13 protein-coding genes are annotated in these 21211 nt (G+C 44.6%); all 13 read right to left on the minus strand.

Annotated elements, in window-relative coordinates:
* Positions 1-230: 230 nt before the first annotated feature.
* The gene (locus FS373_RS19770) at positions 231-764 is read right to left on the minus strand and encodes a cell division protein ZapC (protein WP_144046231.1); all 534 of its coding nucleotides are present in this window, start codon (positions 762-764) and stop codon (positions 231-233) included.
* 167 nt (positions 765-931) lie between these two features.
* Entirely contained in the window at positions 932-1951 is a 1020-nt protein-coding gene (pyrD, locus tag FS373_RS19775) for a quinone-dependent dihydroorotate dehydrogenase (protein WP_144046230.1), read from the minus strand.
* A 64-nt stretch (positions 1952-2015) separates the two neighbouring features.
* The gene (locus FS373_RS19780; RefSeq protein ID WP_144046229.1) at positions 2016-6854 is read right to left on the minus strand and encodes an NAD-glutamate dehydrogenase; all 4839 of its coding nucleotides are present in this window, start codon (positions 6852-6854) and stop codon (positions 2016-2018) included.
* A gap of 266 nt (positions 6855-7120) precedes the next feature.
* Positions 7121-9436 (minus strand): efflux RND transporter permease subunit, encoded by a 2316-nt coding sequence (locus tag FS373_RS19785; protein WP_144046228.1) that lies wholly within the window; start codon positions 9434-9436, stop codon positions 7121-7123.
* 12 nt (positions 9437-9448) lie between these two features.
* Positions 9449-10474 (minus strand): WD40/YVTN/BNR-like repeat-containing protein, encoded by a 1026-nt coding sequence (locus FS373_RS19790; RefSeq protein WP_144046227.1) that lies wholly within the window; start codon positions 10472-10474, stop codon positions 9449-9451.
* 53 nt (positions 10475-10527) lie between these two features.
* A complete protein-coding gene (locus FS373_RS19795) occupies positions 10528-11892 on the minus strand; it encodes a DUF1329 domain-containing protein (protein WP_152830409.1) in 1365 nt (454 codons plus the stop codon).
* 18 nt (positions 11893-11910) lie between these two features.
* A complete protein-coding gene (locus tag FS373_RS19800) occupies positions 11911-13968 on the minus strand; it encodes a DUF1302 domain-containing protein (RefSeq protein ID WP_144046225.1) in 2058 nt (685 codons plus the stop codon).
* Between the two features lie 325 nt (positions 13969-14293).
* Positions 14294-14509, minus strand: coding sequence for a DUF2835 domain-containing protein (locus FS373_RS19805; RefSeq protein ID WP_077751107.1), 216 nt, complete (start codon positions 14507-14509; stop codon positions 14294-14296).
* An 83-nt stretch (positions 14510-14592) separates the two neighbouring features.
* Positions 14593-17157, minus strand: coding sequence for an aminopeptidase N (pepN, locus tag FS373_RS19810; protein WP_144046224.1), 2565 nt, complete (start codon positions 17155-17157; stop codon positions 14593-14595).
* Between the two features lie 99 nt (positions 17158-17256).
* A complete protein-coding gene (prc, locus tag FS373_RS19815) occupies positions 17257-19341 on the minus strand; it encodes a carboxy terminal-processing peptidase (protein ID WP_152830410.1) in 2085 nt (694 codons plus the stop codon).
* 24 nt (positions 19342-19365) lie between these two features.
* Positions 19366-19998 (minus strand): RNA chaperone ProQ, encoded by a 633-nt coding sequence (gene proQ, locus FS373_RS19820; protein WP_144046223.1) that lies wholly within the window; start codon positions 19996-19998, stop codon positions 19366-19368.
* A 278-nt stretch (positions 19999-20276) separates the two neighbouring features.
* Positions 20277-20735 carry a GAF domain-containing protein gene (locus FS373_RS19825; RefSeq protein ID WP_152830411.1) on the minus strand — a complete coding sequence of 153 codons (459 nt, stop codon included), beginning with the start codon at positions 20733-20735 and terminating at the stop codon, positions 20277-20279.
* A 17-nt stretch (positions 20736-20752) separates the two neighbouring features.
* Positions 20753-21058 (minus strand): YebG family protein, encoded by a 306-nt coding sequence (locus FS373_RS19830; protein WP_144046221.1) that lies wholly within the window; start codon positions 21056-21058, stop codon positions 20753-20755.
* Positions 21059-21211 lie beyond the last annotated feature (153 nt).

Consider the following 21211-nt stretch of genomic DNA (forward strand, 5'->3'; position numbering starts at 1 on the left):
CACCTATGCAGTTTAAGTAAAGTAATCTGCTCAAAGTAATTTTGACGGACTAATTTAAGGCGAACGAGTGGGGAATGGTTCTCCTTTTTAAAGCCATACCTGTCAGTATAAGAAAGTGTTCAACTCTGAGGTATTTTGGCAGACTAAATCAAAGTGAATGACTTAAACCTAGACTAGTTATGAGGGGAATAGGATGGAAATGGACTGTGAAGTATGGCTGAACAGGCAAACTATGCTGCCACAATCTGCCGATTAACCATAATTGGATGCAGTCTATCGTGCATCACTTTAATACATTCGAATTGACCTAGTGATTTGCTATCACTCAGCTGTAACTCTTTCTCCAGTAGCATCACCAGTGAGGCTTGAACACTCGTCTCAACAACCAAGACCTGCGCTTTTCTCCCCAGACAAGATAACTGAAAAATTTTACCGAGTTCACTAAAGACACACATACTACTGGTAGAGAAAAACCATGATTTAGGCATTTGTGGCTTTAATAAAAAATGGGCAGCCGTGGCATTGAGCGCTAGCTGAACTTGTAAAGCCCCCGTTATGTGTAATGACTTTGAAAGAAGATCTAGAAAATCAATATAAAATTTAGCATGATCCATATTAAACTCTAACTCCATCAAAGCATCAGGAATTAAAACTTTCATTTTATAAGGAGTCAGAAACTCCATCTCTGAACCTAATGAGACGCTTAACACACCATACGCATCATTATATTTCCATTGCCAATCCCTTTTTGGCATTAATAACATAACATCTACCTGTCATATAGAATACAAGCCGATAATAGACGATATTTTGCTCAATATCAAAATATAATTAAAATAAATTGACTAATATAACAGCACCTTACATCGATCATGCGCGATCAAATTGCGATCGCGCGATCTTAAAAAGGATCTGGAAAACGATCTTTTAATTAGCGAACTCGATATGCATTGACGATATCTTTAATTAATTCAGGTCCCTGATAAATAAACCCTGAAAATATTTGCACCATACTGGCTCCCGCATCGAGTTTATCTAGCGCGTCAGCTGCAGAGTTAATTCCACCAACACCTATGATCGGAATCTCACCCTGAAGACAATCAGAAAGCTGCTTTATTACAGATGTAGATAATGAATTCAGTGGTTTACCACTTAGTCCACCAGCCTCATTTGCATTGATAAGTCCGCTAACACCATCACGGCTCAGGGTCGTATTGGTCGCAATAGCCCCATCAAATTTGTTGCGAATGAGCGAAACAGCAATTTTTTCAATTTCATCAGGGGTTAAATCAGGCGCGATTTTTAATGCCAAAGGTACATATTTCCCATGCTTCTGTGCGAGATATTTCTGCTTCTCTTTAAGTGATCTCAATAGATCGTCGAGCAGATCCCCATACTGCATACTTCTCAAACCTGGTGTATTTGGAGAGGAAATATTAACAGTAATATAAGCCGCATATGGGTACACCTTCTCCATACAGATAAGATAATCATCCTTGCCCTGCTCTACCGGAGTATCTTTATTCTTACCGATATTGACACCAACCAGGGCACCAGACTTTGCCTTTTTGAGGTTGGTAATAAGATTATCGACTCCCTTATTATTGAAGCCCATTCTGTTGATAATGGCTTTTGCAGGCTTTAATCTAAATAGACGTGGTTGCTCATTACCTGGCTGGGGCTTAGGTGTTACTGTACCCACTTCGATATGTCCAAAGCCCATAGCATAAAAACCGTCTATACATTCACCATCTTTGTCCATACCGGCGGCTAAGCCAACAGGATTAGGGAAGGTTATCCCCATAAACTCAACAGGTGCTTGTTCAAACGTCTGAGCGTAGAAACAATCTAACGGGCTATTCGCCGTGGATTTAAGGCTGCTGAGTGCGATATGGTGCGCTCTCTCAGGATCCATTTGGAACATGACTTTTTGAGCGATTTTGTAAAACATGCTTTCTCCTAGACCGAAAAAAGCCCCGGCAAATGCCAGGGCTGATTAATATTATTATTTACTTTTAACCTTCACAATGAAGAATCAAAAGATTTAACTCACGTAAGGCGACAGAGAACTTGGCAAACTCATGGCTTTGCGAAGTTTTAAAGTCTGCGAGCATATGGAACCATCTCTCCAATAAACCCTGATTGGAGTCTATCCACTGATCGATGATGGTATCAGCATCACAAGTTGAGGTACATGATCTTAGCACCACTGAACTCAGTGAGCGCTGTTGCCAATCTAACTCTTCTCTAAATGCCGCTCTGGCAAGTGCTTGCCAGTGGTTGGCGACCGGTTGCTCGCTGATCTGATCGAGGAACCAATGCAAGTCAACACGTGCGCCTAACTTGAAATAGGTCTGTGCGACCAGTGCAATAGGCTTACTTTCTAACTCAGCAATTTGAGCAATATCCAGTGCCGAAAATAGCGTACTCATGTTAACCACATTCGTCGCTATAGGTTCATTGACCCCCTCTTTCACCAGTGCCGCAATTTCAGCTTGTATGCCTTTAACTTCAGCTTCAACCATGTAGCCATGAACATTCGCTTTTAAATCCGCGAACACAGGACTGAAAAACGCGACTGACTGCTCAATGCTGTGACTGCGATTACGATGGCGCAGGAACCAGCGACAGGCTCGACGAATATTACGACGTAATTGATGCAACATCTCGCCCTGAACTACCGCGGGGATAATACCATTGAGTGAGGTGATCTCTTTCGTTAAATCAGCTAAACCAAATACTTCACGAGCCATAGTATAACAAATCGCGGCTTCCGCGACTGAGGCACCAGTCTCATCTTGCATACGTTGAACAAAGTTAAGGCCCAAATCATTAACCAACTCATTAGCCAATGAGGTGGCTATGATCTCGCCGCGCAGAGGATGTGCAGCCATGCGATCACTGTATCTCTCTTGTAATTGCTGTGGAAAATAAGCAATCAGTAATTGACTCAAGAAAGGATCATCGGTAATTTCTGGTGTCAATAACTGCTCTTTAAGCACCATTTTTGCGTACGCAACCAGCACAGATAACTCTGGACGAGTCAACGGCTTACCGTTCGCTAAGCGTTCTGCCAGATCATCTTCCGAAGGCAGGAACTCAAGTCCTCTATCTAGCTTGCCATTTTTCTCCAGATAATGAATGAAGCGGATCTGCTCTTTTAACTGCTCAGCCCCACGAACCTGAGTCACTGAGATTGTCCGGGTTTGATCGTTACAATCCTGAAGGACTATACGGCCTACTTCATCTGTCATTTCAACCAAGAGACGGTTACGTTGCTTAAGCGTCATCTCACCGTCGGCAACCAAAGCATTAAGCAAGATCTTAATATTCACTTCATTATCGGAACAATCGACACCACCGACATTATCAACGAAATCGGTATTCATCCGGCCACCATGGGTAGCATACTCAATACGCCCTAACTGAGTACAACCTAAGTTACCACCTTCACCTATTATTCTTGCGTTAACCTCATCACCATTGACACGCAGAGCGTCATTCGCTCTATCACCCACTTCCGCATGAGTTTCAGTCGATGCCTTCACATACGTACCGATACCACCATTCCAGATAAGATCGACATTCATCTTCAACAGCTCTTTAAGTAGCTCCGTCGGTGTCATCGTCGTCTTCTTGGTGCCTAACATCTCCTTCATCTCTGCAGACAGAGGGATCTTCTTAGCCGAGCGTAAGAATATTCCGCCCCCTTTAGAGATCAATTCCTTATTGTAATCATCCCAACTAGAACGAGGCAGGTCGAATAAACGAGCACGCTCCTTATAACTGGATGCTGTATCAGGATTTGGATCGATGAAGATATGCAGATGGTTGAAAGCCGCAACGAGGCGGATATGCTCCGAGAGCAACATGCCGTTGCCAAATACATCTCCCGCCATATCACCAATGGCTAAACAGGTGAAATCCGTTGTCTGACAATCGATACCGATTTCGCGGAAATGACGTTTAACCGACTCCCAGGCACCACGAGCCGTGATCCCCATCTTCTTATGATCGTAGCCATTGCTACCACCCGAGGCAAATGCGTCACCTAGCCAAAAATTATACTCCTCAGAGATACTGTTGGCGATATCAGAGAAAGTCGCCGTACCTTTATCAGCAGCAACAACCAAATAAGGATCGTCATCATCATGGCGTACAACATTCTTTGGTGGAATAACTTCACCTTCTATGATGTTATCTGAGATGTCGAGCAAACCGCGAATGAATATCCGGTAACATGCTTGACCTTCCGAGAAGAAGGCTTCACGGCCGCCGTCTGTTGGAAGCTGTTTACAGACGAATCCACCTTTAGCTCCAACGGGAACGATCACGGTATTCTTAACTTGCTGGGCTTTAACTAAGCCCAACACTTCAGTTCTGAAATCTTCACGTCTGTCAGACCAACGTAAGCCACCACGGGCCACTTTTCCGCCCCTAAGATGTACACCTTCTACTCTTGGTGAGTAGACAAATATCTCAAATTTGGGCAGCGGACGAGGCATCTCGGGAATCTCTTCCGGCGCAAACTTAAATGACACATAAGGCTTAACAGCACCGTCATCGGCAGTTTGATAGAAGTTAGTTCTTAATGTGGCATTGATAAGGTCTAAATAACGACGAATAATTCTGTCATCATCTAAGCTAGATACTTCGTCTAATCGTAAGTCTATCTGTTCAACAAACTTGCCCAAAGTGCGGGTCTTAAGTTTGGGGTTAAACTTACGAATGAACATTTTAACCAAGAGATCGGCGAGCTGAGGATAGCGGGTAAATGTCTCTTCGATATAGGCTTGGCTGAAAGTCGCATCGATTTGACGCATGTATTTCGCATAAGCACGCAGTATAGAAACTTCGCGACCGGTAAGACCCGTTGCCAAGACTAAACGGTTAAAACCATCATCTTCAAGCTGCTTTTTCCATACCTGAGAAAGCGCATCCTGGAATCTGTCTTGACTCTCTGCAACATTTTCAGTGGTGGAGCCCTGAACAGTCATGAGGAAGTCTAAGATCCAATAAGTATCACCATTGGCGGTTTTTATCTCATAGGGACGCTCATTGATCACTCTAAGACCGAAATTCTCCAGCATAGGCAAGACATCTGAAAGATGGATTGGCTCATCCTTATGGAACAACTTCAGGCGCACTTTACTGTTACTTAATGCTGTTTCTTGGGGTAGATAAAAAAGCATTCCCAGTTTATGGGCATCATCCAAGGCTTCGAGCTGCAATATATCCACAAGCGCCGAGCTGGGTAATACATCTTCTTGATAGCTACGTGGGAATGCGGTGAGATAACGCTTCATTAGCCTGGTGCCAGACTCTTCGCCACGGGCACTGCTAAGGGAATCATTAAGCTTATCTTCCCAAGAACGAGCAGCTTCGGTTAAATTATTTTCAATGGCAGCCACGTCTACATCCATACTGTTATTGTCGACTTTCACTATATAGTGAGTACGCGCAAGTGTTGATTCAGAAAAATAGGTCGTAAACTCAACCTCGGCATCGCTCTTAAAATGCTGAGCCAAAATACGTTGAGTATCTTCACGTAACTTAGTGTTGTATCTGTCTTTAGCCACATAGACCAGACAAGAAAAGAAGCGTCCGAAGCCATCTTTACGCACAAACAGCTTTAACTTATCCCTATCTTGCATCTCAAGTACGCCGTGAGCGACATAAGCCAGCTCTTCCACATTGCCCTGTATGAGTTCATCTCTGGGCAAGGTCTCGAGTATGTGCATCAAGGCTTTATAATCATGGGAGCGAGGTGTTAAACCTGAGCGGTCCAGCACGCGCTGCACTTTTTCGGCCAATAATGGGATTTCTCGTGGGCTACGGTTATACAGATTCGAGGCATAAAGGCCTAAGAATCTGTCTTCCCCAATCACATTACCTTTCTTATCGAAACGCTTTACGCCAACATAATCCACATAAGCGGGACGATGGACCCGGCTTTTTTCGCTGCTCTTAGTCAGCAGTAGCAAGCTATGATCTAGGGCTTCTTTGCGTGCGCTTTCCGAAAAGTTAGATAATAACAATCCAGTATCTGGTTGAGGTTTACCAGGTATGTTCATTAAGCCTAGGCTTGATGACGTATCAGGAATCAACTCTAGATCGCCTTCAACTTTATGTAAGTCATAGCGGCGATACCCTAACAGGGTGAAGTGATGATTATTCAGATAGTTAAGAAAGTCAGTGGCCTCTTTAAGCTCTTGCTTTTCACCTGGGTATGGGCGTATAGCGAGATCTTTAATCGTTTCATCAAGCTTAACGGACATGGCTTGCCAGTCATTGACCGAGGCAGCGACATCACCAAGTACAGATGAAATCTCTTTTTCTATCTGTTTAATATCATCTTTACTACTGAGTCTGTCTATCTCAATAAGGAATACGGCAACCTTTTCCAGTTTCCCTTTGACGTCATCGCCATAGATAACTTGAGTGATGGCACCTTTGGTTCGCTTAATCGACAAGGGAGTATGCAACATCATATGGGTAGTAATCCCGGTACGATTGAGCGCCATACCCACAGAGTCAACTAAGAAAGGCATATCTGGTTGAATGATTTCGATGATTGAATGCGTTGATTGCCAACCATGCTTCGACTGACTGGGATTAAAAACCCGAATATGTGACTCGCCTTTTACGGTCATATTCGCGGCATTCCACAGACTTAATACGGCACCATAAAGATCGCTGTCGTTACGGGACTTAAGATCGTCTTTCGACATGTGGGCATACAGACAGGTGGCAAACTGCTCGACCTGTTTTGCTTGTGTTGTAGGAACTTTTGAATGAATAAGATTGACTACGTTTTCGAGCAGTACTGAAGGCATTGCATCTTTCAAGGCCATGTTGCTGTTTCCTTTAAGGGTCTATGGCAGCGCTTTTATAATTTTTGGGATGCTTATTACAAATGACCAGTCAAAATAGTGTGACCTAGGTCATGGGCGAAGTTTATTACTAAAGCTGCCACATTTCGAGAGTTATTTTAGTGGTAGATCCACCTTAAAACCAGTAACAGCAGTATTTAGCCCCCCTAGATGAAAAATCAATCGGCATAACAGCGTAACTATTCATTTTCAGCGCAATAAAAAGGGAGCCTAAGCTCCCTGTTAACTTATACCTCTCTGGGTTTTCGCCACAGAACCGCGCCTATTGCTGGTAAAATAATTATGGCCCCCAACATATTTACTAAAAACATAAATGTTAGCAGTATTCCCATATCCATTTGAAACTTAAGCGCCGAAAAGAACCAGGTACTGACACCGATAGCCAAGGTGAGTCCGGTAAAAATAACCGCACTGCCTCGCTCAACCAGAGCTTCGTAATACGCCTGTTGCACCGGCATTCCCTCTCTTAGCCTGCCTGCCATAGTGGAAAGGATATAGATACCATAGTCAACACCAATCCCGACACCTAGGGCTATCACAGGTAAGGTGCTCACAGCCAAACCGATATCGAGTTGTGTCATCAAGGCCTGGGCCAAGGTAGACACCACATACAAAGGCAAGATGACAGATATCGTCGCTTTAAGAGATTTAAAGCTTATCAGACAGAGGAAGAATACAGCTCCATAGACATATAACATCATAGGTAATTGAGCCGCAGCCACAGCTTCATTCGTCGCGGCCATCACGCCAACAGGACCCGACGCGAGTCGATACTGCAACTTGTCATTATTCATCGTCGCAGATAATGCTTTCACTTTATCGATGACAACTTCTATCGTCTCAGCCTTGTGATCTTTCAAGAAAAGATAAATAGGCATGACAGAACAATCACTATTAAGTAGCCCGGAGCTCGTCGGTACACGCCCAACCGCTTGTACCAGACTCGCTGTGGTTCGAGGCAAAATCTGCCATTTGGGATTGCCTTCATTGAAGCCGGCATTCACTCGCTTGGCAACCGACGCCAAACTGGCTGTGGTCTCCACCCCAGGAGTGTTACTCATTAACCATTCAAATTCATCTATTTGTGTTAACACTGAGTGGTAAGTGCAAGCTTCCGGGAAGGCTTCGACGATAATCGTCATCACATCAGTGGTGATTGAAAACTTATCTGTGATGTAAAAAGTATCCTGATTGTAGCGAGAGTCAAAATGCAGTGCGGGGGCCCCGCCCTGTAAGTCACCCACTTTCATTAAATTAGCTTGCTGCAAACCTAAGGCATATAATGCCGTTGTCGTCACTAACACCCAGATAGCATATTTTGTTGTCGCAAATCGAGACAAAAACTCCCAGATTCGATTGGTACGCTCAATTGAGGCATCACTCGATTTCACTGCCAATACTTGGGTATAGGAGATGATGAGTGGCAATAAGATCAGATTCGTTAATATGATAACGGCAACACCCAGAGAGGCAGAGATAGCCAGCTCTCTGATGATGCCAATATCTATAGATAACAGGGTTAAGAACCCAACGGTATCGGACAGAAGCGCGATGCCACCTGGGATCAATAAACTTCTAAAAGCAAGTGCAGCAGCGGCCTTACTCGTTTCCCCTTCGAGCACTCGCCGGCGCACGGCATTGATCATCTGCACACTGTGACTCACCCCGATGGCAAACACCAGGAATGGGATCAGAATCGACATAGGGTCTAGCCCAAAGCCCACTACAGTCAATAAGCCCAACTGCCAGATCACTGCGATTAAACTACAGGTTAAGGGCAACAAGGTAAGAATAAATGACTTAGAGAAGAGGTAAACCATGATCGCTGTGACGACAATCGCGATAAGGAAGAAGAGCATGACGCCCTTAGCCCCATCGGCCACATCCCCCGCCATCTTGGCAAAGCCTATGATATGGATTTTTATATGTTCGTTTTCATATTTTGTCCGCAATTCTTTTTCAAGCTGCGCCGCGAACGCTAAGGTATCGAGTGGCTTGCCAGTTTGGGGATCGAAGTCCATTAACTGAGCTTTGACCATAGCGGCCGAATAATCTTCAGCAATGAGTCGACCGACGATGCCCGCTTTTTCTATATTGTCTCTAACAACCGCCAGGCCTGCCTCAGTGGTAGAAAAGTCTGCCGGAATGACCGGGCCGCCGGCAAAACCATCTTCTACCACTTCGGTAAAACGTGTGGAAGGGGAAAACAGGGATTTAACTTGCGCCCTGTCGACACCCGGTATGAAGAAGAGCTGATCATGGACATTCTTTAACGCATCGAAGAAGTTTTCATTGAAAATATCACCGCTCGTGTCTTCGACGGCAACCATGATGCTGTTGGCACCGCCGAAATCATTTTGGTGCTTCAAGTAGGTTTGCATGTAACTGTGATTGAGCGGGATATTCTTGATGAAAGCCGCATCCATTTTCAAATTACTGGCCTGAAACGCCAAGAAAATGGTAGTTAACATAAATAGCAAGATGACGAAGGCCCGTCGCCTGAATAAAAAGGATTCTAATCCATTAACTAATTTTTCTAACATCTTAAGATCCTATTATTGTTGTTTGAAGAGGCCTTTGGTACCTGCAATCCAGGTATGACCTTGGGGATCTTGAACTATGGACACTAAATTCTCACCTTGGCGCTGCTCGATCAGCTGGCTTTTACCCGCTAACGTTACATCGATAATTACACCAGCATTACCGACGAGACGAAGGTTGCCGTCCTTTTTTACCATGACGCCATTGATGGTAGAGGTCACAGGTAATGAGATTTCACGCCAGTTTGTCAGACTTGCGTCAGTTTTAAACACATGTCCCCGCAACCCCATAACAAATAATGAATTTTTAACATAGACAGCATTGAACATGGAGCCTTCATAGATAAAATCTAGCTTCTGCCATTGCCGCCCTTGATCATTGGAAGCTGCCACTAGACCTAGCTCTCCCACCATCACCAACTGGCCATTTATCGTTGAAATAACCCGGTTAAAGTGTGGTAGCAAGGTGCTTCGCTCACTCAAATAGAGCGCTTCGTCCTCGGCCTTTAATTCGGCCAAGTAGTCGACATCTTCTTCGAATAATAATTCTTGATGATACTCACTTGTCCAGTGTGCACCGGCGTCATTAGTACGATAAAACAGCCCATAAGCACCGACCGCAATGCCATTTAGCTCATCGAAGAAATGAATATCTAATAGGGGTTTTTCAATTTCCTTAGACTCCATCTGTAACTGCCAGGTTTTCCCTCCATCTTGGGTGTGTATTATGGTCGCATCATGGCCAACGGCCCAGCCAAGTTGAGGGGTGATTAAAAATGCCTTGGTGAGATGTGCGCTGGTTGGGCTTGGCACTTGCAGCCACTGGGGCGTTGCCTGTTCATCGAAGATAAAAACATGGCCCCGTTCGCCCACGGCCAGAACTGTGTCTCCATTAGTCGCAATATCGAGAATAATAGAATCAATGGCTAAAGCTTGTATTTGACCTTTGACATCATAGGCCTCATTAGCCAGCGCCCCAGCTTGTGACAAAACGACTAAAAACAGACAGATAGATACTGATCGAAGCATGCTAAACAACATACAGACTTCCTTAAAGAATAGAGGGGCGGTAAACCGCCCCTTGGAACTGAGGGTTAACGAATACCTGCACGTCTCAATGCTGCCGGAGTGAAGTTAGCTTCACTGAGCTTGGCATCGAAATCATACATGCGGCCTTCATTATCTAGGCCCATGGCGATATAACGACGGGACTGAAGATCGTGGAAGACCTCTAACGTACTCCAATGTGTTGGTACTTCGTAGTAGTTAATTGCATGTGCAACCGCGACACGATATAGCTCATCACGGTTATCGTACATATCGGCAAGCGATACCTGCCATGAATCTTCATCTATATAGAAGACGCGCGTCTTGTAGATATGTCGCATGCCCTCTTTAAGTTGAGCCTTAACCACCCAAACACGATGCTTTTCCCAACGAACAAACTCAGGGTTGATATGACCCGGATTAATTATCTGATCGTACTCCAGTTGATCTGAATGAAGTTTGTAATCGTTATAAGGAATAAAAATTTCCTTTTTGCCCATAAGCTCCCAGTTATATCTAACAGGCGAGCCATTGAACATATCAAAATCATCCGTTGTTCTCAGGCCATCAGAGACCGAACCCGGCGTATCGAATGCCACATTAGGTGCTTTACGCACTCGACGCTGTCCCGTGTTATAGGTCCAGGCTTGCCTTGGCAAAGCTTCTTGATCCATGGTCTCTTTAACGAGCAGAGCCGTACCCGCAAGACGAGCAGGCTGAGTCACAACTTGTTTGAAATAAAACAGAGTATTTGAAGCAGCAAGCTTATCCAGCGTCATTTCAGGACGTGAATACTGAAAACGTATCTCTTCGGTAGTTTCAACCAACGTATAGCTGCCGCCAGCCGTAGGCGCGGCTTGACTACGGGAAGTTTTTACATCGACACCACGAAAACGCAGTACATGATTCCAGATAACCTCTAATCCATTCTCAGGGATCGGGAAAGGTACACCGATAGATGCCCCTTTCACGCCATTACCCTGGGAAACCAACTCGGCACGCGTCGCGTTCGCTTTAGTTGCATCATAGACAAACTGAGGCACAGAAGCTGTACGTCTTGTTTGGTAGACATTCATCTTGTAAGTGTCAGGATACAGTTCAAAGAGTTTGATCTGACCATCGGTAAGATGGGCTTTATACTTATCCTTGTTAACATTGGTGATAGTAAACTCTATCTTATCACCAGCAAACGGATCGGGATGATGCATCCCCTTCTTATAGCCAGCTGGAGGCGTTGTTATCCCACCATCCCAGGCTGGAATTGACCCATCGGCATTCGCCGACTTAACGCCGCCCAGAGGCGTCAATTCAGTGCCTAATTTAGCCGCTTCTGCCTCTGTAACTTTTGCCCATGCACTCGGTGCACTCAAAGCAACTATCACAGCCGCCGACAATATCGCAAGTTTCTTCATTATTATTGTCCTTGTGATTTAGATTGAATATTTGATGTTAAATGACACGTAATCACGGTCTGACATCTGATTTGTTGTGCCTACGCCACCGAAGAAGCTGTTATAGGAAAAATCTGCTCCCCAACGGCTCTGGTAATCGAAGTTAACGCCTACAGACACTGACTTCTTGCCTTCGGTGAACAGGAACATAGGATCGGGAGTGATACCCTCAACATCATGTGAGAAAATTATCCGCGGCGACATATTTACCCCGGCAAACAAGTTGTTGTAATCCGCTTTGGCAACCAGACGATAACCCCATGCAAAGTCCGTCGGGAATGGGTTAGTCTCAGGGCCATTGTGAACGGCTTCGATAATTCCCGGCATATCAGGATTACCACCTGAACGGGCTGTACCCGGACCATTGAGTCTTAGCTCATCAAATCCTGGCATGTCGTGGATCCAGACACCACCTATCTCGGCCAACATCACCAGATTACTGGTACCGAATGTCGGACCAAATAGATGAGTAAAGGTCGCCTGAGCCTGTGTAGTATCTAAGCGAATGTAACCTTCGGCATATTGGCCCGGGGCAACATTGTCCATTTGAGATATCCCATCAAGATCTGGCCTGAGACCTGCATTAGCCAGCTGTTGCGGCATGGCGGCGAACAGGAGTTCCACATCGTCAATCTGCAGAGGCTCATCTTGACGATGGGCAATCTCACCCGCCACCGACGTATCACCGATAAGCGTGTTGAAGCTAAATCCATAGAGCTGAATGTCTTCCGGATACTCAATTTGCGCCTTAGAGAAACTCTCCAAACCTAATAGTGTAGCCCTATCTACAGCTCCCACAGCACCACGAAGTGTTTCACCATCCCTGAGTAAAGCTTCGTTTGTGTAGTTTGCTGTCGTCCCGCTAATTAACGGACGACGACTGTGATAGTTCATGTAATACAGGCCAAACTCGGTCTCTCCCAGCTGGGGTGCATAGTAGCCAAGCTTTAAACCGTACTGTCCCGAATCACTGGCACTGGCTTGATCTTGGACTAACGTGGCTTTTGTAGAATACGCTAGGGCTGCATCGCGAAACTTGTTGATATCTAACTCACCGTTTGTATCGAACATTCCAGCAGCAACTAGCTGTGCTAAATTATTATATTCACCCTCAAGAAACTCAAGGTTCATGTCAGGATTAGACTGAAAACCTAGCTGGGCATTCTGGCCGTAACCACCGTAACCGGCGAAATCATTAGTCGAGAAATATGAACCTGGTGTTGGCACCCAAACTGGCTCCCAATCGTACTGATAGAAAGCTTCCACCGAAAGTTCATTTGTGACGCCAAAAGATGCCCAAACCATACCTTGAGGTCTGTACGCTTCCTTGAGCTCGGCGCCTGGCGCATTGAGAATGTTCAAATCCACCGCATTGATCACGCCGATACCATGGGGGATGAGTGTGCTTTCCCCCCAGGAAACCACCTGTTGACCGACTCGAACAGACAGGGGATTGGCACCATCGTTAAAATCGAAATCACCATAGACGAAAGCATCTAACAGGCGAATGTCTTTACATTGCACCTCTGAAGATTTGGAATCGGCGCAGGGGTCGTACTCATTTCCTGTCAACGGGTCGCTAAAACCATAGCTGCCGTTATTGGCTTTTTGATCGTAGAAATACATACCACGAGCAAACACACCGAAATTTTTATACTTAAGCGATAGCTCATGCAAGCCCTTAAACACGACTGCTGTAGTATCGCCCTGAGAATAGAGTAGATTGCTCAAGTCACCGTTACTGGAATAAGAGCCGGGCTGTGCCCAGATCTGATCCGACGTGTACTTGGTATCACCAAATGCAGAATAGTTAGACCAATCAAATTGTGGGTGATTGACCTTACCTATGTGGCTGTCCCAATCACGCCCCTCTACACGCCAGCTTGCACCCGCTGACCATGTAGAATCGAACGTACCTTCAACTTCTCCCCAATTAAAAGATACAGCATTGACACTGGATGAGATCCCCATGCTCAGTGCCGCTACGATCCCTAAAGCAAGTGTCGACTTCGTAAAGCCGTTGTTAACCTTTTTCATTTTAGCGCTTCTCCGTAACCTGCTGAATTCTTGTTATTAGGAATGGCAACCAACATCTTGTTAGCGTGCAGGTAACACCATTGTTACAGCAATTACATGTGATGAGCAAGGCGGAATTTAAGAAAATCTTCTAAAGAATTAAAGACGTTAGCTGGTTTTAAAGCATTATTTCAAACACTTGATTTAAAATTGAAACTAGATGGAAATTATAATGCAGATAAGGCAAGTTAATTAACTGTAAATACAGTTAATTAACTACAGATAGAGAGAGTGAGAAGCAAGGAAGTAATAAATCGTTCGTTTGAAGTAATTACTCTATAATAGTTTAGAGTTTACAAAGTGACACAAGCTCACCTTGAGCGTTTATCTCCATCTTAAACTGACCCACAATACCTGAGCGTGTTAAGAAACGGCGAAAATGTCTACCATGGATCCACAAGGTTCTGCCATTACGGTCATGGACTTCGACCTTATTCACCTCACCCCGGTAGAATTGCTGGAAATCGTGATAAGTGACATTGAGTGAAAAATAAAAAATCATAGGGGCAACTACAAGAAATGAGATATAAGCCCCTAGAAACCTAAGCTGCTAGTGGCTGGTATGGTCAAAAATCACTTCCAAATTTAGAGGACAAGTGCCTTGGACACTTTCTCATACAGATCTTTCGACAAATCTGGTAGACCTAAGATACGCTCGAGGGATGCTTTCATCATAGCCTGTCTGGTTGAATCAAACTTTTTAAATTGAATCAAAGGCGTAATGATACGCGCAGCTACCTGAGGGTTCACCTTATTAAGCTTGATGATCGCATCGGTTAAAAAGTCATAGCCCTTACCTTGGATATCATGAAATTGAACCAGATTACCGGCGGCGAAAGCAGCGACTAATGATCTAACCCTATTAGGATTTGAGTAGCTAAAAGACTCATGTTCAGTCAAGGCCACTAAGGTGTCCAGACAATTATCATCACCACAAGTCGCATGTAACGTCAGCCATTTATCCATCACTAATGGCGTCGCTTTCCACTTAGTTTCATAATCAGACATCAGCTCAGTTCTGATAGGTGATGCCTCACCATTCACGGCTTGAAGCGCCCCTAAACTATCAGTCATATTCTCCGCGTGACGATACTGTTTCTCGGCGTAGTCTTGATATTCATCAGAGACTTTTTGAAGCAGGAGTAGACAGATATTTTTAAGCGCACGAGCAGCGGCATTATCGAGTCCAACCAGTTCACGATAGCGAGTGAGTAACTCATCTTCACAGGCATTGGCTATCTCTTCTGCTACATAGTCTCGCGCCGTCGCTAAGGCATCGAGCTCTACCGATTCAACTTGCTCTATGAGGGCGGAAACACTCGGCAAAGTAAAGATTTCTGCGACTAAGGCAAGATCTAAGCTTTCAGAGAGCAGCACACCTCGATAGGCATCAACGACTCTGGGATCGACATGCATGGCTTGATTGAGCTGTAACTTAGCGACATTGTCCCAAATCGACTGGCTTACCAGAGTCACTGATGCTTCCCAACGAGCGACTTCACTGTTGGCAAATCTCATTAGATGGACCAATTGCTCAATGGAATAGTCGAATACCAATTTAACTGGTGCAGAGAAATTCTGCAGTAAAGATGGCACAGGTTTCTGATTGATATCATTAAAGGTAAACTCTTGGCTTGCCAGTTTAACATCGAGCACTTCGCTCAACATCGACTCACCTTGACTGGATAACAACTCCAAATCGAAGGGAATATGCAGCGCTTGCTTGTCTTTTTGCTCGGCCGACTCAGGAGTGCTCTGCTTAATCCTTAAACGGTAACACGCGTTTGCCTCATCATAATCTTCTTCAACCGTCACCATTGGGGTGCCCGACTGACTGTACCACAGCCTAAATTGAACCAGATCTACGCCGCTCGCATCTTGCATTGCGGCAACGAAATCATCACAAGTGACCGCCTGACCATCATGACGCTCGAAGTACAACTGCATTCCGGCCTGAAATTTCTGTTCCCCGAGTAAGGTATGCATCATCCGAATCACTTCGGCACCTTTGTTATATACAGTGACCGTATAAAAGTTATTCATCTCGATGACAGATTCGGGACGTATAGGATGAGCCATTGGGCCTGAGTCTTCGGCAAACTGCTGATTCTTTATCACCTTAATGGCATGAATACGGTTAACCGCTCTCGATCCCAGATCTGAACTAAATTCTTGATCTCTGAACACTGTTAACCCCTCTTTGAGGCTCAACTGGAACCAGTCTCTGCAAGTCACCCGATTTCCTGTCCAGTTATGGAAATACTCATGTCCCACTACAGCTTCGATGCCATGGTAATCATCATCGGTAGCAGAGCTGGTATCGGCTAACACATATTTAGTGTTGAAAACATTGAGTCCCTTGTTCTCCATGGCACCCATGTTGAAAAAATCCACCGCTACGATCATGTAGATATCGAGATCATACTCGAGATTAAAGCGTGACTCGTCCCACGCCATGGATTTTTTCAGTGACGCAATAGCATGATGCGCTTTATTTAAATTCCCTTTATCGACAAAAACCTGCAATTTTACGGCTTTATTACTACGGGTAATAAACTCATCTTCTAATAAGTCAAAATCACCGGCAACTAGGGCAAACAAGTAAGCAGGCTTAGGAAATGGATCATGCCACTTGGCAAAGTGACGGTCGTCATCGAGATCGCCCTTTTCGACCGGATTACCATTGCTTAAAAGATAAGGGAAAGCGGCCTTATCGGCTTCTATACGCACCGTATAGATGGCCAACACATCGGGTCTATCTAGGAAGTAGGTGATTCGTCTGAAGCCTTCGGCCTCACACTGAGTACAATATGCCCCATCTGACATGTAGAGGCCTTCGAGGCTCAAGTTTGCCTCCGGGTCTAGCTGAGTCACTATCTCGAGTTCAAACTCATCGAGCTCTGTATCTATACTCAGGCTCGTTAATCCTTGCTTGTAACTGACATCTTCACCATTGATCTTCACCGATAAGACTTTCATCTCATCACCATCGAGTAACAAGCTTGGCGCTTGTTTGTCTCGTCTAACCACCTGGCTCTTAGCGATCACTTGAGTTTCTTTCCCATCTAAGTTAAAGCTCAAGTCCAGATGAGTGATGCTGAATCTAGGTGCGGCGTAGTCTTTTAGGTATTTTGCTTGTGCTTGTGTCATAAACAGACCTTAAATCCTTTTCAACGCTTATGTCGTCATAAGCTGAATAATAAATATAAAAAAACGCGCTCGAAGCGCGTTTTTAAAAATCATATCAATCTAGTGTGATTCGTTCTTGGCAAGCCTTTCTATGTCGACAAGATCTAAGGTGATATAGACAGTTTCATCGAGGAAGGCATCTGGGATGTTAACTTCTTCCTCATCCGACTTTGCATCTTTATCATCGCTACTCGTCTCATCTTCATCATCCAATGTTTTGACGATTTCTAAGCCTTGTTTAACACGACGTTCATTGAGTCTCTCGAGCTGTTTCTTTTCATTGCTTTCGCGCTCATCAACACGCTCACTCTCGACTAATGACACAGTAGTTTCATTGTGATGCAGCTTAAACTCGGCGATATCTTTGTTAACATATCCAAACTCTACATCGGTTTTTATACGTTCTTGGTGTTTAGAGTCTAAGCTAGTCACCAGATTAGGATTAATGTCTCCTAACGTACCGTATTGAGCCACAGGCACCTTGTCCCAAGGCAGTGCATTCTCTTCTTCGGCCTCACCATACTCACCCGGCTCTAATGCGCTCGGGAAAGATATGTCGGGTGTCACACCTTTGAGTTGAGTGCTGCCACCATTGATGCGATAGAACTTAGCTATGGTGTATTGCACGTGGCCGATAGGTTTTTCATACATGTCATAGATGCGACCAAGGCTCTTGTGTTGCTGCACAGTACCTTTACCAAATGTAGATTCACCTACAATTAGCGCACGATCGTAATCTTGCAGTGCCGCAGCAAAAATTTCTGATGCCGATGCGCTGTATCTGTCCACCATCACAGTCAATGGACCGCTGTAGCTGGTTCGGCCATCATTGTCACGATTCTGAGAAACTTTACCGTTAGCATCTCTAATCTGAACCACCGGACCTTGCTCGATAAACAATCCAGTCAACAAAGTGGCCTCAGTTAATGCGCCACCACCATTTCCCCTAAGGTCGATGATGATACCTTCAACTTGGGCTTCTTTAAGTTTAACCAGCTCTTTAGACACATCTTTCGATAAGTCCATATAGAAACCGGGGATCTGAATGACGCCAATTTTACGATTTGCGTAGAGGCCATTATCAGGCTCTATCACTTCGGATGTTGCCGCTCTGTCTTCGAGACGTATTTTATCTCTGACGATGACGACTTCAAAAGATTTCGCCGAAGAGCCACCCTTTTTAGGTAAAATTTGCAGTACAACTTTACTGCCTTTAGGGCCCTTTATCAGTTCGACCACATCATCTAATCGCCAACCGATAACATCGACGATCTCCTTACCCTCTTGACCTACGCCAATAATTTTATCTTCTGGAGATAATTTTGCACTGGTCGCAGCTGGGCCACCAGCCACAAGACTCTTGATAACTGTGTAGTCATCATCCATCTGCAGTACCGCACCGATCCCCTCAAGGCTCAGGTTCATCTCCATCTGGAAGCGTTCGGCATTACGGGGGGAAAGGTAACTCGTGTGTGGTTCGACCGTACGAGAGAAGGCATTCATCACACCTTGGAATACATCTTCACTCTTAGTCTGACTCAAACGTTTTATCGCATTGTTATAGCGCTTTTCAAGCACAGGAACGATCTCTTCCCATGTCTTACCGGTCAATTTAAGATTTAATGCATCGTATTTGACACGTTGACGCCAAAGCTCATCCACTTCCGCTTCATCTTTAGGCCAGGTCGCATCTTCACGATCATACTGATACTTATCATTAGGGACCGTAAAGTCTATCTCTTTGTCTAATAGGGTGAGTGCGTAGGCAAAACGGTCGTAACGTCTTTTTTGAACCCGTTCGAACATCTTATAAGCAGGTGTTAAATCACCACTCTTAAGCATGTCATCGAACTGTTTAGAAAATACTTGAAAGCTGTCCAGATCACTCTGAAGCAGCACATTACGTCGGTAATCGAGCTGCTTTAGATATCGTTTAAACACTTGCTCGGAAAACGCATCATCTAAATCGAATCTGTGATAGTGAGAACGAGTGAAAAGGCCAGTCACGCGCTTGCTCGCAACTTTGTGTTGCGGCTCCTGCGTTAAGGCGGGTAACTCGCTGAATGGAATTGTAGGGGTTAACGCCCACGCCGAGAATCCGACAAAAATACTGGCGATTGAGACAGCCAGGGAAATTTTTCGCATCAACAAGTTACTCCTTTACTAAAATTAAAGCATGATGTGCTCAACACTAACTTTTATGGTTAGGCCAGAGTCCAATTGGACTTGAACATCATTTCTCTTAATATCAACGATAACACCAGAAACTGGCGACTTACCTAGTTTGACACTAACACGCTGATTTTGTTTCAGCTCATTTAACACTGCTGGCGTCAAATTAACAACAGGCGCAGGCTCTTTCGCTGGCTTTTTAGCCACTGGCTTGACTCGTTTAGGCGCGGGTTTCTTGGCTTGCTTAGCAGCTTGCCCTTCCTTCCTTGCCGCCGCCGCTTTCGCTACGCGTTTCGCCTTTGCTTTTTCCTGACTCTCTTTAAGCGTCGATTGCGCGTGTTCGACATGCTCTTGCTCTAACTCACCACACTCTTTTCCTTCGAGGTCGATTCGCTGAACACCTGCTTTTACGCCCTTCAGATAACGCCAACTACTAGTATAGCGTCTCAAAGCAATTCTCAATTGAGTTTTACTGACTTTAGAATCATCAGCTAACCTTTCAGCCAACTCCTGAAACAATCCAATTTTTAAAGGTTTAGTTTCGCCTTCGGCAATAAAGCACAAAGGAAATGTTTCATATAAATACGCAAGAATTGCGTTGGTGTCGGTCAACTTGTCTGTTGATTCCATTATTTCTTCCACAGTTTAAAAGGGGCACTGCCTAGACAGAAAGTAGGCTATACAGTGTCGTTTATATTTGTCTTTCGCGGGCTCAATCAGATAATCCTCAACAGAATTATCGAGACGCAGCTCAAACACGGCAGACATACTCTAGCAATTACAATTAACAAACGCCAAGCATTCATTCCCAAATGAGGGATATCCTCGACGTCCTTAGTATTCGAACCGCCTATTATAAACCCCAGTTTGACGATTGCGAACACGAATTATGAAAAATTGGTTATAGTTTAGCCAAATAACGCATTTTCGAAGCTTGAGACTAAGTTTTCTAGCCCAATTTGATCGTTCTCATCGAATCGAGCTAGCTTAGGGCTGTCTATATCCAAAACGGCGATGAGTCGGTTATCCCTAAGAACGGGGATGACTATTTCAGAATTACTCGCCGCGTCGCAAGCAATATGCCCTGAAAATTGATGAACATCTGCCACTCTAAGTGTTTTTTTCTCTGATGCCGCCGAGCCACATACTCCCCTGCCCAGTGGTATACGCGTACAGGCAACCCGGCCCTGAAATGGGCCTAACACTAGCAGCTCATCTTTTAGCAGATAGAACCCCACCCAATTTAGATCTTCGAGTGAGTCATTGAGTAAGGCGGAAAAGTTGGCCATCGCTGCCACTAAGTCATCTTCCCCCTGAAGAAGGGCTTGTGCTTGACGGTTCAGCGTTTGATAAAATTCAGTTTTCATACAAACTTCCTAACACTTTATTTTTTTGTATCGACATTTTTAGCGTCGGCTTTCTTAGTCTTTTTTTTAATTTCTGTCGTCTCTGTTTTCTGAGGTACCACGCCTTTAAGCAAACTGAGCAATAAGTCCTTGTGTTGAGCAAGATAAAAACTCAGTTTTTCACAGGTGACTTCATCTATCTCTAATTCTGACTCAGCTAAGAAGGGGGTTAGGTTATCGGCGATATCAAGCATCTTATCGTAGGCATCAGCCTCCTTCTTAGATGTGAATGTCATTTTCTCAACCCCCTCTCTGACCACTACAAATTTAGTTACAACCGCCATAACGTCCCTCTCACTGTTTATATATACAGTTGTAGGGTCTCATAAAAATAACTTCTTATGCAAGTATTCTGGAAAATCTGATATTATCTGTCTGATTATAGAGTGATATCTATCAGGTTTTTCCAACTAAGCATGACTCAATGACAAGCAGTT

Source organism: Shewanella sp. YLB-07 (genome assembly GCF_009377275.1).